Source organism: Aeromonas sp. 82P (genome assembly GCF_051919365.1).
Classification (GTDB): Bacteria; Pseudomonadota; Gammaproteobacteria; order Enterobacterales; family Aeromonadaceae; genus Aeromonas; species Aeromonas veronii.
Window position 1 is genome coordinate 3905450 of sequence record NZ_JBQBEV010000001.1, and the last position, 17532, is coordinate 3922981.

Genomic DNA, 17532 nt, shown 5'->3' on the forward strand with positions numbered 1-17532 from the left:
TGCCGCTTTTGCTTTTCTGCTGTCTGCTCGTTTTAGCCATGAGGCTTGTCGATCTCCAGCATATTGTTCAGCAACATATAGTCGATGACCAGGCCGGCTTGGCTCTTATCCGTATATGTATTGCCTGTCAGCGAGGCAAAAGAGTGACCTTCCAACACTATTGTTTGAATCAAGTTATGATCATTTGTGTCATCTCTCACTTCCAAACGAACATTGCCGCTCTCTTCAAAGATTGAGAGCAGTCCTTTCAGAGATGCTTCACTCTTACTTCCATCAGAGTCAAGCAGGTCACTCAGATCAATAACATCTTTCTGATTCAAGTCGACAGTATTATTGGCCGTCTTGTTAAAATCAGTAATGACATCAACGGCAAGATTGCTGGCACTAGCATCACCCTGATTCCATACGAAGAAATCTTTACCTTCTCCGCCAGTCAGAATGTCGTTACCCAAACCACCATACAGTTTGTCACTGCCAGTGCCGCCATAAAGGATATCTTTGCCATCATTCCCATAGAGCTCATCGTTGCCACCCTGGCCAAACAGGATATCGTCACCAAGGCCACCTTGCAGCTTGTCGTTCCCCCCTCGGGTATCGCCCGCCACATCCAATGAGTTGGCATTCCCCTTGATGTACTCGTAAAGCTCAAGGGAGCTGGGTGCATAACCGTTTTTCAAGGTCAGGAACTGGGTCAGCCCATCCAGTCCCTTGCCATCAACCCAATCTGCCGGCTTGGCCGGGTTGCCAGCCGTGCCCCACGGCAGGTGATCGGTATTGATGGCATCCCCGAACAGGATATCGTTGCCCGCGCCACCGTGCAGAACATCATTCCCCACCTCAGCAGGCGTGTTGGTGGTCGAACTGCCAACCAGCACAGCCTTAAGCTGATCTGCCGTGGTGATGATATCGGGTTGGCCAACCGGCGGGCGCCCGTCCATCACCTTAATCAAATTATCGATCGTCAGGGTAGCCGTTCCTGAGTTTCCCCACTCGTTTATGGTAAAAACATAACGGTAATCACCCGCAGCCAGCGCACCGCTGTTGATTGTCCCCGCTGAGGTCACCGCGGCACCAACATTCACCCAGGCAGTGCCGTTCCAGTGTTGCAGCTGCACCGAGAAACTGTCTTCGGAGCCGACATCACTACCCTTGCCAAGGTCGAAGCGCAGACCGCTACCAGCCACCAATGTCATTTTTTCGCTGACAAATACTGACGCTTGATTTTTCGCACTATCTTTCAACTCCAGCCGACTACCGACCATTGTGACACTCCCCGAGCTATCGCCGGTATTGCTCCAGCTACTCGCGCTCCACGGCCCCGTATTGCCGGAAAAATCATTCAGCAACTGAGCGTTCTCATATTTACTGCCAGAACCGACCACCTTGGTATTGTCGAAATACGCCAGGTTCCCCTGGGTCACGCCAGTGCCGATGCCGATCGCCTTGACCTCGCTCTGGCCGGACAGATTCGCAAAAGCATCGATGGCCTTCTGCATATCGATATTGTCGGTATCGCCACCACTGCCCGAAGTATCCCCGTTATAAACCGTCGGGTTACCGTCAGTCAGGAAGTAGGTCAGGTTCTCGAACGTTTTCCCGCTGCCACTGCCCGGCTGGCTGTTGAACCACGCGGCAGCCTTGATAAAGGCATCCTCGTAGTTGGTCGCCCCGTTGGCCTTCAACGAGCTAAGCTTGTCGATAAAATCCTGCAGTTTTTCTTTACCGCTCTTCGACAGGTCGTTAATCGTCAACAGCGAACTCGCCGAGTTACTAAAGCCAATGAGCGTCACGTTAACGACACCATCATGGCCTGCCAGCTGATTGGCCAACGCTTTCAGGGCGTTAATCGTCAAGGTCATTCTGTCCTGACCTGCAGGCGGGTTTTCCCTTCCATCCAGGCCAAATTTCATACTGCCTGATGTATCTACAATCAGGGCGATATTGTAGTTTTTACCCGGTTCAACCGAGGTCTTGATACCACCTATATCTCCCAGCAATACATCATCACCACGCCCACCCTCGACAGGTTTGTCTGACGTACCATTGTCCCCATTCGGGTTAGTGGGCTTGACCATAAAGCCGGTATCCGCTTCGGTATATTTCACTTCACCGGCTATCGGCAGGCCATCCATCTCATACTCTTGCGAGCCAGCCTTGACCGTCACCTTGAGGTTCTCGCTACCGGTCGGCAACTCCACCTGCAGCGACACTTTCCCGTCTTGATCCAGCATGCTGGCCGGCACCTTCCAGCTGCCGTCGGCCTGCAGGCTGCCGCCTTGCACCACGGCTCCAGTCGGCAAGCCGGTAATGGTCAGATCGGTAAAGCGCTCACTGCCGTCGGTATCTTTCAGGTCGACATCAACCTTCAAGGTCGCCAGATCAGCTACTTTAGTCAGATTGCCATTCTTGAACTCATACTTGCCATCTTGCAGGTAAAGAGTCTCAACACTGTAAAAATCATGGAAGGGTCTGTTGGACCCAGCATTGGTACCTGTATAAATCAGTCGATAATCAAATTGATTTGGCGAACCGCCCATCACCAGCTGAAAATCCTTCATTGAGCCAGGGACATAGGCCACATCTTTCCCGTCCCAACCGTAATAGGTCGTGGACGCCTTCAGGCTTTGCGCAATCAGTGTATCGTTGCCTGCTCCACCATCCAGAGTGACCGAGGATGCCGTATCCTTGCCGCCGATCAGGATGTCGTCCCCGTCACCACCGATCAGATGGTCAGTGACACTGCCACCGCCGATCAGAATGTCATTGCCAGAACCGCCATCTGCCGAGAAGTGGTCGCCACTACCGTACTTGATGGTGTCTTTGCCGTCACCGCCCAAGACCCAGCTGCCATCTTTGGAAACCAGATAATCATCGCCAGCGGTCGGCTTATCAGACGGCGTCTTGCCAGCTAGGTCGGATAGAATCTGTTCTACCTTCACCGCGCCCGGCACAAACCCGCCACTCACCAGCTCAACCTTGAGCGTCACGCCGTCGACCACCGGCTTGATATCGACCACAAAGGTCGCATTACCGCTGTTGTTTACCCCGTCGCTCACCTGATAGCCGAACGATGCATAATCCCCCAGCTTGTTGCCAACCCCACCTGAACCTGCGCCACTATCCGCCGACCCGCTCGCCTCATGCGGATCAGGCTTGAACTGCAGCCTGCCAGCGACGATATCGGCCTTAGTAAATACCTGATCTATCGCCACAGCCTTCCAGTTACCGTCGTCATCCTTGTACTGCAGCACTCCGTCCGCCGGCAGCGAGGTGATCTTGATCGACAACTTGTCCGCAGCAGTATCGACATCGCTAGCCTTGAAGTCGCTCCACTTCAAAGTAAGCGGCATATCTTCTTCACCCTGGGCATAACCACCGGAGGTAGTAGGCGCGTCGTTCACTGGGGTGACAGTGATATTGACGATGGCGCTGTCGGTATCGCCGTCAGTATCCTCGACCTCATAGTCAAAGCTGATGTTACCGTTGAAATCCTTGCTCGGCTTGAAGGTCATGCTGCCATCGGCGGCAATCTCCACGACCCCGTCCTTGACCGCGATGCTCTGGGCACCGCCAGTCAGCGCCACACCGTTGATGGCGACAACCTTCAGCCCGCCATCCGGCGCCTTGTCGTTGGCCAGCAGGCTCAGACTCACCGAGCCATCTTCGTTGACGGTGTACTCGTCATCGACCGCATCGACCAGATCATCAACGTTGTTGACAGTGATATTGACGATGGCGCTGTCGGTATCGCCGTCAGTATCCTCGACCTCATAGTCAAAGCTGATGTTACCGTTGAAATCCTTGCTCGGCTTGAAGGTCATGCTGCCATCGGCGGCAATCTCCACGACCCCGTCCTTGACCGCGATGCTCTGGGCACCGCCAGTCAGCGCCACACCGTTGATGGCGACAACCTTCAGCCCGCCATCCGGCGCCTTGTCGTTGGCCAGCAGGCTCAGACTCACCGAGCCATCTTCGTTGACGGTGTACTCGTCATCGACCGCATCGACCAGATCATCAACGTTGTTGACAGTGATATTGACGATGGCGCTGTCGGTATCGCCGTCAGTATCCTCGACCTCATAGTCAAAGCTGATGTTACCGTTGAAATCCTTGCTCGGCTTGAAGGTCATGCTGCCATCGGCGGCAATCTCCACGACCCCGTCCTTGACCGCGATGCTCTGGGCACCGCCAGTCAGCGCCACACCGTTGATGGCGACAACCTTCAGCCCGCCATCCGGCGCCTTGTCGTTGGCCAGCAGGCTCAGACTCACCGAGCCATCTTCGTTGACGGTGTACTCGTCATCGACCGCATCGACCAGATCATCAACGTTGTTGACAGTGATATTGACGATGGCGCTGTCGGTATCGCCGTCAGTATCCTCGACCTCATAGTCAAAGCTGATGTTACCGTTGAAATCCTTGCTCGGCTTGAAGGTCATGCTGCCATCGGCGGCAATCTCCACGACTCCGTCCTTGACCGCGATGCTCTGGGCACCGCCAGTCAGCGCCACACCATTGATGGCGACAACCTTCAGCCCGCCATCCGGCGCCTTGTCGTTGGCCAGCAGGCTCAGACTCACCGAGCCATCTTCGTTGACGGTGTACTCGTCATCGACCGCATCGACCAGATCATCAACGTTGTTGACAGTGATATTGACGATGGCGCTGTCGGTATCGCCGTCAGTATCCTCGACCTCATAGTCAAAGCTGATGTTACCGTTGAAATCCTTGCTCGGCTTGAAGGTCATGCTGCCATCGGCGGCAATCTCCACGACCCCGTCCTTGACCGCGATGCTCTGGGCACCGCCAGTCAGCGCCACACCGTTGATGGCGACAACCTTCAGCCCGCCATCCGGCGCCTTGTCGTTGGCCAGCAGGCTCAGACTCACCGAGCCATCTTCGTTGACGGTGTACTCGTCATCGACCGCATCGACCAGATCATCAACGTTGTTGACAGTGATATTGACGATGGCGCTGTCGGTATCGCCGTCAGTATCCTCGACCTCATAGTCAAAGCTGATGTTACCGTTGAAATCCTTGCTCGGCTTGAAGGTCATGCTGCCATCGGCGGCAATCTCCACGACCCCGTCCTTGACCGCGATGCTCTGGGCACCGCCAGTCAGCGCCACACCGTTGATGGCGACAACCTTCAGCCCGCCATCCGGCGCCTTGTCGTTGGCCAGCAGGCTCAGACTCACCGAGCCATCTTCGTTGACGGTGTACTCGTCATCGACCGCATCGACCAGATCATCAACGTTGTTGACAGTGATATTGACGATGGCGCTGTCGGTATCGCCGTCAGTATCCTCGACCTCATAGTCAAAGCTGATGTTACCGTTGAAATCCTTGCTCGGCTTGAAGGTCATGCTGCCATCGGCGGCAATCTCCACGACCCCGTCCTTGACCGCGATGCTCTGGGCACCGCCAGTCAGCGCCACACCGTTGATGGCGACAACCTTCAGCCCGCCATCCGGCGCCTTGTCGTTGGCCAGCAGGCTCAGACTCACCGAGCCATCTTCGTTGACGGTGTACTCGTCATCGACCGCATCGACCAGATCATCAACGTTGTTGACAGTGATATTGACGATGGCGCTGTCGGTATCGCCGTCAGTATCCTCGACCTCATAGTCAAAGCTGATGTTACCGTTGAAATCCTTGCTCGGCTTGAAGGTCATGCTGCCATCGGCGGCAATCTCCACGACCCCGTCCTTGACCGCGATGCTCTGGGCACCGCCAGTCAGCGCCACACCGTTGATGGCGACAACCTTCAGCCCGCCATCCGGCGCCTTGTCGTTGGCCAGCAGGCTCAGACTCACCGAGCCATCTTCGTTGACGGTGTACTCGTCATCGACCGCATCGACCAGATCATCAACGTTGTTGACAGTGATATTGACGATGGCGCTGTCGGTATCGCCGTCAGTATCCTCGACCTCATAGTCAAAGCTGATGTTACCGTTGAAATCCTTGCTCGGCTTGAAGGTCATGCTGCCATCGGCGGCAATCTCCACGACCCCGTCCTTGACCGCGATGCTCTGGGCACCGCCAGTCAGCGCCACACCGTTGATGGCGACAACCTTCAGCCCGCCATCCGGCGCCTTGTCGTTGGCCAGCAGGCTCAGACTCACCGAGCCATCTTCGTTGACGGTGTACTCGTCATCGACCGCATCGACCAGATCATCAACGTTGTTGACAGTGATATTGACGATGGCGCTGTCGGTATCGCCGTCAGTATCCTCGACCTCATAGTCAAAGCTGATGTTACCGTTGAAATCCTTGCTCGGCTTGAAGGTCATGCTGCCATCGGCGGCAATCTCCACGACCCCGTCCTTGACCGCGATGCTCTGGGCACCGCCAGTCAGCGCCACACCGTTGATGGCGACAACCTTCAGCCCGCCATCCGGCGCCTTGTCGTTGGCCAGCAGGCTCAGACTCACCGAGCCATCTTCGTTGACGGTGTACTCGTCATCGACCGCATCGACCAGATCATCAACGTTGTTGACAGTGATATTGACGATGGCGCTGTCGGTATCGCCGTCAGTATCCTCGACCTCATAGTCAAAGCTGATGTTACCGTTGAAATCCTTGCTCGGCTTGAAGGTCATGCTGCCATCGGCGGCAATCTCCACGACTCCGTCCTTGACCGCGATGCTCTGGGCACCGCCAGTCAGCGCCACACCGTTGATGGCGACAACCTTCAGCCCGCCATCCGGCGCCTTGTCGTTGGCCAGCAGGCTCAGACTCACCGAGCCATCTTCGTTGACGGTGTACTCGTCATCGACCGCATCGACCAGATCATCAACGTTGTTGACAGTGATATTGACGATGGCGCTGTCGGTATCGCCGTCAGTATCCTCGACCTCATAGTCAAAGCTGATGTTACCGTTGAAATCCTTGCTCGGCTTGAAGGTCATGCTGCCATCGGCGGCAATCTCCACGACCCCGTCCTTGACCGCGATGCTCTGGGCACCGCCAGTCAGCGCCACACCGTTGATGGCGACAACCTTCAGCCCGCCATCCGGCGCCTTGTCGTTGGCCAGCAGGCTCAGACTCACCGAGCCATCTTCGTTGACGGTGTACTCGTCATCGACCGCATCGACCAGATCATCAACGTTGTTGACAGTGATATTGACGATGGCGCTGTCGGTATCGCCGTCAGTATCCTCGACCTCATAGTCAAAGCTGATGTTACCGTTGAAATCCTTGCTCGGCTTGAAGGTCATGCTGCCATCGGCGGCAATCTCCACGACTCCGTCCTTGACCGCGATGCTCTGGGCACCGCCAGTCAGCGCCACACCGTTGATGGCGACAACCTTCAGCCCGCCATCCGGCGCCTTGTCGTTGGCCAGCAGGCTCAGACTCACCGAGCCATCTTCGTTGACGGTGTACTCGTCATCGACCGCATCGACCAGATCATCAACGTTGTTGACAGTGATATTGACGATGGCGCTGTCGGTATCGCCGTCAGTATCCTCGACCTCATAGTCAAAGCTGATGTTACCGTTGAAATCCTTGCTCGGCTTGAAGGTCATGCTGCCATCGGCGGCAATCTCCACGACCCCGTCCTTGACCGCGATGCTCTGGGCACCGCCAGTCAGCGCCACACCGTTGATGGCGACAACCTTCAGCCCGCCATCCGGCGCCTTGTCGTTGGCCAGCAGGCTCAGACTCACCGAGCCATCTTCGTTGACGGTGTACTCGTCATCGACCGCATCGACCAGATCATCAACGTTGTTGACAGTGATATTGACGATGGCGCTGTCGGTATCGCCGTCAGTATCCTCGACCTCATAGTCAAAGCTGATGTTACCGTTGAAATCCTTGCTCGGCTTGAAGGTCATGCTGCCATCGGCGGCAATCTCCACGACCCCGTCCTTGACCGCGATGCTCTGGGCACCGCCAGTCAGCGCCACACCGTTGATGGCGACAACCTTCAGCCCGCCATCCGGCGCCTTGTCGTTGGCCAGCAGGCTCAGACTCACCGAGCCATCTTCGTTGACGGTGTACTCGTCATCGACCGCATCGACCAGATCATCAACGTTGTTGACAGTGATATTGACGATGGCGCTGTCGGTATCGCCGTCAGTATCCTCGACCTCATAGTCAAAGCTGATGTTACCGTTGAAATCCTTGCTCGGCTTGAAGGTCATGCTGCCATCGGCGGCAATCTCCACGACCCCGTCCTTGACCGCGATGCTCTGGGCACCGCCAGTCAGCGCCACACCGTTGATGGCGACAACCTTCAGCCCGCCATCCGGCGCCTTGTCGTTGGCCAGCAGGCTCAGACTCACCGAGCCATCTTCGTTGACGGTGTACTCGTCATCGACCGCATCGACCAGATCATCAACGTTGTTGACAGTGATATTGACGATGGCGCTGTCGGTATCGCCGTCAGTATCCTCGACCTCATAGTCAAAGCTGATGTTACCGTTGAAATCCTTGCTCGGCTTGAAGGTCATGCTGCCATCGGCGGCAATCTCCACGACCCCGTCCTTGACCGCGATGCTCTGGGCACCGCCAGTCAGCGCCACACCGTTGATGGCGACAACCTTCAGCCCGCCATCCGGCGCCTTGTCGTTGGCCAGCAGGCTCAGACTCACCGAGCCATCTTCGTTGACGGTGTACTCGTCATCGACCGCATCGACCAGATCATCAACGTTGTTGACAGTGATATTGACGATGGCGCTGTCGGTATCGCCGTCAGTATCCTCGACCTCATAGTCAAAGCTGATGTTACCGTTGAAATCCTTGCTCGGCTTGAAGGTCATGCTGCCATCGGCGGCAATCTCCACGACCCCGTCCTTGACCGCGATGCTCTGGGCACCGCCAGTCAGCGCCACACCGTTGATGGCGACAACCTTCAGCCCGCCATCCGGCGCCTTGTCGTTGGCCAGCAGGCTCAGACTCACCGAGCCATCTTCGTTGACGGTGTACTCGTCATCGACCGCATCGACCAGATCATCAACGTTGTTGACAGTGATATTGACGATGGCGCTGTCGGTATCGCCGTCAGTATCCTCGACCTCATAGTCAAAGCTGATGTTACCGTTGAAATCCTTGCTCGGCTTGAAGGTCATGCTGCCATCGGCGGCAATCTCCACGACCCCGTCCTTGACCGCGATGCTCTGGGCACCGCCAGTCAGCGCCACACCGTTGATGGCGACAACCTTCAGCCCGCCATCCGGCGCCTTGTCGTTGGCCAGCAGGCTCAGACTCACCGAGCCATCTTCGTTGACGGTGTACTCGTCATCGACCGCATCGACCAGATCATCAACGTTGTTGACAGTGATATTGACGATGGCGCTGTCGGTATCGCCGTCAGTATCCTCGACCTCATAGTCAAAGCTGATGTTACCGTTGAAATCCTTGCTCGGCTTGAAGGTCATGCTGCCATCGGCGGCAATCTCCACGACTCCGTCCTTGACCGCGATGCTCTGGGCACCGCCAGTCAGCGCCACACCATTGATGGCGACAACCTTCAGCCCGCCATCCGGCGCCTTGTCGTTGGCCAGCAGGCTCAGACTCACCGAGCCATCTTCGTTGACGGTGTACTCGTCATCGACCGCATCGACCAGATCATCAACGTTGTTGACAGTGATATTGACGATGGCGCTGTCGGTATCGCCGTCAGTATCCTCGACCTCATAGTCAAAGCTGATGTTACCGTTGAAATCCTTGCTCGGCTTGAAGGTCATGCTGCCATCGGCGGCAATCTCCACGACCCCGTCCTTGACCGCGATGCTCTGGGCACCGCCAGTCAGCGCCACACCGTTGATGGCGACAACCTTCAGCCCGCCATCCGGCGCCTTGTCGTTGGCCAGCAGGCTCAGACTCACCGAGCCATCTTCGTTGACGGTGTACTCGTCATCGACCGCATCGACCAGATCATCAACGTTGTTGACAGTGATATTGACGATGGCGCTGTCGGTATCGCCGTCAGTATCCTCGACCTCATAGTCAAAGCTGATGTTACCGTTGAAATCCTTGCTCGGCTTGAAGGTCATACTGCCATCGGCGGCAATCTCCACGACCCCGTCCTTGACCGCGATGCTCTGGGCACCGCCAGTCAGCGCCACACCGTTGATGGCGACAACCTTCAGCCCGCCATCCGGCGCCTTGTCGTTGGCCAGCAGGCTCAGACTCACCGAGCCATCTTCGTTGACGGTGTACTCGTCATCGACCGCATCGACCAGATCATCAACGTTGTTGACAGTGATATTGACGATGGCGCTGTCGGTATCGCCGTCAGTATCCTCGACCTCATAGTCAAAGCTGATGTTACCGTTGAAATCCTTGCTCGGCTTGAAGGTCATGCTGCCATCGGCGGCAATCTCCACGACCCCGTCCTTGACCGCGATGCTCTGGGCACCGCCAGTCAGCGCCACACCGTTGATGGCGACAACCTTCAGCCCGCCATCCGGCGCCTTGTCGTTGGCCAGCAGGCTCAGACTCACCGAGCCATCTTCGTTGACGGTGTACTCGTCATCGACCGCATCGACCAGATCATCAACGTTGTTGACAGTGATATTGACGATGGCGCTGTCGGTATCGCCGTCAGTATCCTCGACCTCATAGTCAAAGCTGATGTTACCGTTGAAATCCTTGCTCGGCTTGAAGGTCATGCTGCCATCGGCGGCAATCTCCACGACCCCGTCCTTGACCGCGATGCTCTGGGCACCGCCAGTCAGCGCCACACCGTTGATGGCGACAACCTTCAGCCCGCCATCCGGCGCCTTGTCGTTGGCCAGCAGGCTCAGACTCACCGAGCCATCTTCGTTGACGGTGTACTCGTCATCGACCGCATCGACCAGATCATCAACGTTGTTGACAGTGATATTGACGATGGCGCTGTCGGTATCGCCGTCAGTATCCTCGACCTCATAGTCAAAGCTGATGTTACCGTTGAAATCCTTGCTCGGCTTGAAGGTCATGCTGCCATCGGCGGCAATCTCCACGACCCCGTCCTTGACCGCGATGCTCTGGGCACCGCCAGTCAGCGCCACACCGTTGATGGCGACAACCTTCAGCCCGCCATCCGGCGCCTTGTCGTTGGCCAGCAGGCTCAGACTCACCGAGCCATCTTCGTTGACGGTGTACTCGTCATCGACCGCATCGACCAGATCATCAACGTTGTTGACAGTGATATTGACGATGGCGCTGTCGGTATCGCCGTCAGTATCCTCGACCTCATAGTCAAAGCTGATGTTACCGTTGAAATCCTTGCTCGGCTTGAAGGTCATGCTGCCATCGGCGGCAATCTCCACGACTCCGTCCTTGACCGCGATGCTCTGGGCACCGCCAGTCAGCGCCACACCGTTGATGGCGACAACCTTCAGCCCGCCATCCGGCGCCTTGTCGTTGGCCAGCAGGCTCAGACTCACCGAGCCATCTTCGTTGACGGTGTACTCGTCATCGACCGCATCGACCAGATCATCAACGTTGTTGACAGTGATATTGACGATGGCGCTGTCGGTATCGCCGTCAGTATCCTCGACCTCATAGTCAAAGCTGATGTTACCGTTGAAATCCTTGCTCGGCTTGAAGGTCATGCTGCCATCGGCGGCAATCTCCACGACCCCGTCCTTGACCGCGATGCTCTGGGCACCGCCAGTCAGCGCCACACCGTTGATGGCGACAACCTTCAGCCCGCCATCCGGCGCCTTGTCGTTGGCCAGCAGGCTCAGACTCACCGAGCCATCTTCGTTGACGGTGTACTCGTCATCGACCGCATCGACCAGATCATCAACGTTGTTGACAGTGATATTGACGATGGCGCTGTCGGTATCGCCGTCAGTATCCTCGACCTCATAGTCAAAGCTGATGTTACCGTTGAAATCCTTGCTCGGCTTGAAGGTCATGCTGCCATCGGCGGCAATCTCCACGACTCCGTCCTTGACCGCGATGCTCTGGGCACCGCCAGTCAGCGCCACACCGTTGATGGCGACAACCTTCAGCCCGCCATCCGGCGCCTTGTCGTTGGCCAGCAGGCTCAGACTCACCGAGCCATCTTCGTTGACGGTGTACTCGTCATCGACCGCATCGACCAGATCATCAACGTTGTTGACAGTGATATTGACGATGGCGCTGTCGGTATCGCCGTCAGTATCCTCGACCTCATAGTCAAAGCTGATGTTACCGTTGAAATCCTTGCTCGGCTTGAAGGTCATGCTGCCATCGGCGGCAATCTCCACGACCCCGTCCTTGACCGCGATGCTCTGGGCACCGCCAGTCAGCGCCACACCATTGATGGCGACAACCTTCAGCCCGCCATCCGGCGCCTTGTCGTTGGCCAGCAGGCTCAGACTCACCGAGCCATCTTCGTTGACCTCGTAGCTATCGTTTACCGCATCGACCGGGTCATCAATCTCCACACTGCCATCGTCGGTCGCAGTGCCGGTGTTACCAGCCGGGTCAGTGACACTGGCATCCACCTTGTAGCTCCCTTCCGCCAGCGGGGTAGTGACATCCACGCTATAGCTGCCACCCGGTTGCACGATGGCGGTCAGGGTCTGCTGGTTGCCGTTGGCATCGGTCACGACCAGGGTAACGGTACTGCCCGCCGGGGCATCCGTCGTACCGGTAATGGTCGGGGTGGTGTCGTTGGTGTTGTCTGGGGCGTTCACGGTGATGGATGGTGGAACGCCATCAAACAGGATATCGTCCTCACCACCAAGGGCATCCCCTATGGGGGCTGTATCTGCGGGGTTATCGGTATCAAACCCGGCTTCGGCAATGGTTGCATCACCGGTACGGTCGATGGTGACAAAACCACCGTTGCCACTGGCACCGGCGACCCCCCCAATACCGCCACCGCCGGCAGCAGGCGCACCGCCTGCTGCGGAGGCTTCAAAAGCCTGGGTCGGGTCAGCCCCACCCAAAATGGCCTGTTGCAGAGCACTGATATCATCAGGAGTACCTGCAGCACCGTTTTGCGCCAACTGGGGGGCATCCCCCTCTTCGGCAGGCTCACTCTGTTCGCTGGCCGGTTGCACAGTGAACGACTGTCCGCCCCCCATGAAACTGGCGCCATCCGGCGACATGATCACCGCCCCTTTCGGCAGCACATCACCTTCAGCCAACAGCTTCCGGCTGCCATCAGCAGCAACCAGATAAATTTGTCCTTTGAGTTGGGTTACGGTTACGCCCTGTTCCAAGGTAACGGCATTGGTAATCATGTTCTCTCCTGAATCCTGATTTGAATGCAACAAGCCACAACTTACTGTGCATACACATGGCAAAAATAACCAGCTCGAAAATTCGAAAGGATAGGGAGATTTGAGGCTGAACTGTTCAGCCAGACAGAAGTGTGTAAGACCAGGTTGTGATAATGGTAAAAACCAAAATTATCAATAAATTACAGAATGATGACGAGAGCATGACAAGGCATGCTCCCGTCAGGATTAACCCTATGCTCCCGCCCAGAGGATGATAGCCAGCAGTTGTGGCGAGATGATCCGCAGGAACATCACCAGCGGGTAGACAGTGGCGTATGAGAGCGCACTGGCGCCACTGGTCGGGTGCATGGCGTTGGCAAAGGCCAGCGCGGGAGGATCAGTCATGGAGCCGGCCAGCAAACCGCACAGGGTCAGATAGTTCATCTTGCCGTAGAGGCGCGCCAGCACACCGACCACCAGCAGCGGGATCAGGGTGATCGCCATACCATAGAGCATCCAGGCTGGACCATCGCCGTTGATCAGGGTATCGACGAAGCCGGCACCGGACTTGAATCCAACCACCGCCAGAAACAGCACGATCCCGATCTCCCGCAGCGCCAGGTTGGCGCTGGGTGGCATGAACCAGTAGAGCTTGCCGATGCTGCCGATCCGCGACAGGATCAGCGCCACCACCAGCGGCCCCCCCGCCAGACCCAGCTTGAGGGCGGCCGGGAAACCGGGCAGATAGAAGGGGATGGAGCCGAGCAATACGCCAAGGCCAATCCCGATAAATACCGGCAACATCTGCACCTGTTGCAGTTTTTGCTGCACGTTGCCGACCACATTGGTCACCGCTTCGATGGCGTCGAGACGGCCAACCAGGTTGAGGATGTCACCAAACTGCAGGCTGGTCTGACTGGTCGGCACCAGTTCGATACCAGCCCGGTTGAGACGGGAGATCACCACGTCATAGCGCTGTTTGATGTCCAGATCGCGGATCTTCTTGCCAAGAACCTGCTCGTTGGTCACCACTACTCGCTCGACGCGCAGATCGGTGCCCCGGGTCGAGAGCGAGGTCTCCACCTCCTCCCCCAACACCAGCAACACCTTGTGCAGCGCGTGACGCTCACCCACCAGGTGCAGCAAGTCACCCAGTTCGATACGGGATTCCGGCCGTGGCACCATCAGCTCGTCGCCCCGTTTGAGCCGTGAACAGATGACATCAGACTCGTCGAGACTCGGGATCTCGCTCAGCATCAGGCCGTGCATGTTGGGGTTGCGCACCGCGATGTTGATGGTCTGCAAGCTCTCCTTGGTTTTACCGGTTTGTAGCTCGAACTGGGCGGCTTCATCGTCGATCTTGATGCGAAAGAAGACCCTGACCAGCCACATGGTGAGCAAAATGCCACAGATACCAAACGGATAGGCAACCGCATATCCCATCCCCATCAAACCGGTAGAACCGGGCGCGGCGCCCAGCTCGGCCAGGATCTGCTGGCCCGCACCGAGGGATGGCGTATTGGTGACGGCACCGGAGAAGACCCCCAGAATGACCGGCAACGGCACATCGAAAAATTGATGCAAGCCAGCAGCCACCACGCAGCCAAGGATGACCAGCAAAGCGGCAAAGGCGTTGAGTTTGAGACCCGAACTGCGCAATGACGAGAAGAAACCCGGCCCAACCTGGATGCCGATGGTATAGACAAACAGGATCAGGCCAAATTCTTGAATAAAGTGAAGCGTTTGTGCATCCAGCGCGAGATCGGAGGCACCTGCAAAGTGACCCACAATGATGCCGCCGAACAGCACCCCCCCTATTCCTAACCCAACGCCATAGACTCGCCAGTTTCCCAGCCAGAGTCCTAGCACTGCCACCAGCGACAACATGCTGATGGAAAGCGCGATTTCACTCATTTCGTGCATCCTTTGCGAATTGAACTGGCCCTAGCTTGTCAGCAAACGCTGATGCCAACTGTGTGATACCGCACGAATTTATCCTTTTACGCGCTAAAAATACCAATTAAGGGCTAGTTGTAAGACGTTAGGCGACGTAGCCGTAAATGGCCATAAAGTGACAAACGCTGCCACCCAGCACAAAGAGATGCCAGATGGCATGGTTATAGGGAATCCGCTTGGCCACATAGAAGATGACCCCGAAGCTGTAGATAAGGCCGCCAAGCCCGAGCAGCAGCAGCCCCTCACCGGCCAGATGGATATAGAGCTGGTAGATGACCACCAGCGACAGCCAGCCCAGCATCAGGTAGGTAAAGAGCGACAACTTCTTGAAGCGATTGATAAACACCAGCTTGAACACCACGCCAGCCAGCGCTAGGGCCCAGATCACCACCATCAAGCCCTTCGCCAGCGGCGTGTCGAGTGCAACCAGCAGGAAGGGGGTATAGGTGCCGGCAATCAGCAGATAGATGGCGCAGTGATCAAACACCTTGCACCAGCGTCTGGCCCGCCCTGACCCCATGCTGTGATAGAGGGTCGAGGCGAGATAGAGCAGCACCAGACTGCCGCCATAAAGGCTGTAGCTCACCAGCGCTTGCGTACCCTGCCCCCATCCCTTGATGAGCAACAGCACCAGCCCGACAATCCCCAGCAACAATCCCGCACCGTGGCTCAGCCGGTTTGCCAGCTCCTCCCGGGGGGAGTAATCCATCACACCACTCATAACATCGACTCCACAATAACTGTGGCTCACTCTACCCAGCGCCATTTCGGAGTACAAGTGTTCGCTTAAAAAATGGAGTGGCTGTCACCTGCCAACCTTTGGTGTATGCTCTGCCGCCGATGCCCGAGACAAGCGGCATAGACACCTACCCCGGTGACCTGGTCTGGAGAACCTGATGAAGTTGACTGAGCTGTTTGCACAAGCGGATCCCGCCTTTGGCGAGGCGATGAACACCCTGCTGGAGAGCTTCCACCACTCCGACGACAGTCAGCCCCCCTATCAGCGCGACCTGTTCACCCACCAGCTCGATCAATCCCGCATGCCTGCAGTCGGCCAACCTATCGAGGAGTATCTGGCGCGGCTGGCCACTCTGGTGCCCGGCGCCTCGCACCTCACCTCGCCACGCTACATGGGCCACATGACGGCGCCCCTGCCGGCCTATACCGCCGAGCTGTCGCGCCTGCTGGTGATGCTCAACCAGAATCCGATGAAGATGGAGTCCTCCCGCCTGCTCAGCTTTCTGGAGCGAGAGGTGCTGGCCAAGCTGCACCGCCTCATCTATGGCAGGGACGATGCCTTCTACGGCGAGCAGATGCATGCCAAGGATGCCGCCCTCGGCGTCATGACCAGCGGCGGCACCATCGCCAACGTCACGGCACTGTGGCTGGCCCGCAACCGCGCCTGCGGCGACAACCTGTTCACCCTCTATGAGCAGGGCTATCGCGGCGCCGTTATTCTGGGCTCCCGCCTGATGCACTACTCCTTCGACAAGGGGATGGATCTGCTGGGGCTGGGCGCCCGCAGCGTTTGGCGCCTCGAGACCGACGAGCAGAACCGGCTCAGTCTGGCTGCGCTGGAGCAGGCGCTGATCCAGTGCAAAGAGCAGAAATTGAAAGTACTGGCATTGGTCGGCGTTGCAGGCAGTACCGACTTTGGCTCCATCGACCCCCTGCCTGAGCTGGCCGCCATCGCCGAGCGCGAGCAGATCCACTTCCACGTGGATGCCGCCTGGGGCGGCCCGACCCTCTTCTCTCCCCGCTATCAAGGTCTGCTTGCCGGAATAGAGCAGGCCGACACAGTCACCCTGGATGGCCACAAGCAACTGCTGGTGCCGCTTGGTACAGGCATGCTGCTCTGCCGCCAGCACGACCTGATGATGGCGGTCAAGCGAGAGGCGCCCTACGCCATTCGTGCCACCTCGTTCGATCAGGGCCGCTTTACGCTGGAGGGCACCCGCCCGGCCAATGCCCTCTATCTGGATGCCGCTTTCCAGCTGTTCGGCCAGCAAGGCTACGCCGAGCTTATCGAAGCCAACTACGACCGCGCCCGGCTGATGGCAGATCTCATCGAAAGTGACTCCGCCTTCGAGCTGATGTCGGCACCGGTGATGAACCTGCTCTCCTACCGCTGCATTCCACCCCACCTGCAGGGCAAGGTGCTGGATGAAGCGGCCAATGCACAGATCAACGACTTCAACGTCGCCCTGCAAAAAGCCCAGCGGGCCGAGGGGCACAGCTTTGTCTCCCGCACCCAGCGGGCGGTGGTACGCTACGGCGCCCAACCGCTCACCCTGCTGCGCGCCGTGCTGCTCAACCCTCTGATTGAAGAGCGCCATATCCGCGACCTGTTGGCCGACCAGCAGCGACTGGGGATCTTGATTGCACGCCAACTGTTTGGCGACGGCGCGGAACCGGCGTAAAAATG

The 17532-nt window shown here is 57.4% G+C and carries 4 protein-coding genes; 1 reads left to right on the forward strand and 3 read right to left on the reverse strand.

Going from position 1 to position 17532, the window contains the following annotated elements; genetic code table 11:
- Nucleotides 1-32: 32 nt before the first annotated feature.
- From ACTG2S_RS17830 to trhA, 3 genes are all read right to left on the reverse strand, one after another.
- Entirely contained in the window at nt 33-13172 is a 13140-nt protein-coding gene (locus ACTG2S_RS17830) for a retention module-containing protein (RefSeq protein WP_439983036.1), read from the reverse strand.
- A gap of 231 nt (nt 13173-13403) precedes the next feature.
- Complete coding sequence (locus tag ACTG2S_RS17835) at nt 13404-15065, reverse strand: putative transporter (protein ID WP_005335335.1); 1662 nt, start codon at nt 15063-15065, stop codon at nt 13404-13406.
- Between the two features lie 127 nt (nt 15066-15192).
- Complete coding sequence (trhA, locus tag ACTG2S_RS17840) at nt 15193-15828, reverse strand: PAQR family membrane homeostasis protein TrhA (RefSeq protein WP_439983038.1); 636 nt, start codon at nt 15826-15828, stop codon at nt 15193-15195.
- Between the two features lie 175 nt (nt 15829-16003).
- Between trhA and ACTG2S_RS17845 the strand changes: the two genes are divergently transcribed.
- Nucleotides 16004-17527, forward strand: a complete 1524-nt coding sequence (locus ACTG2S_RS17845; protein WP_439983040.1) for an aminotransferase class V-fold PLP-dependent enzyme — start codon at nt 16004-16006, stop codon at nt 17525-17527.
- The last annotated feature ends 5 nt before the right edge of the window (nt 17528-17532 follow it).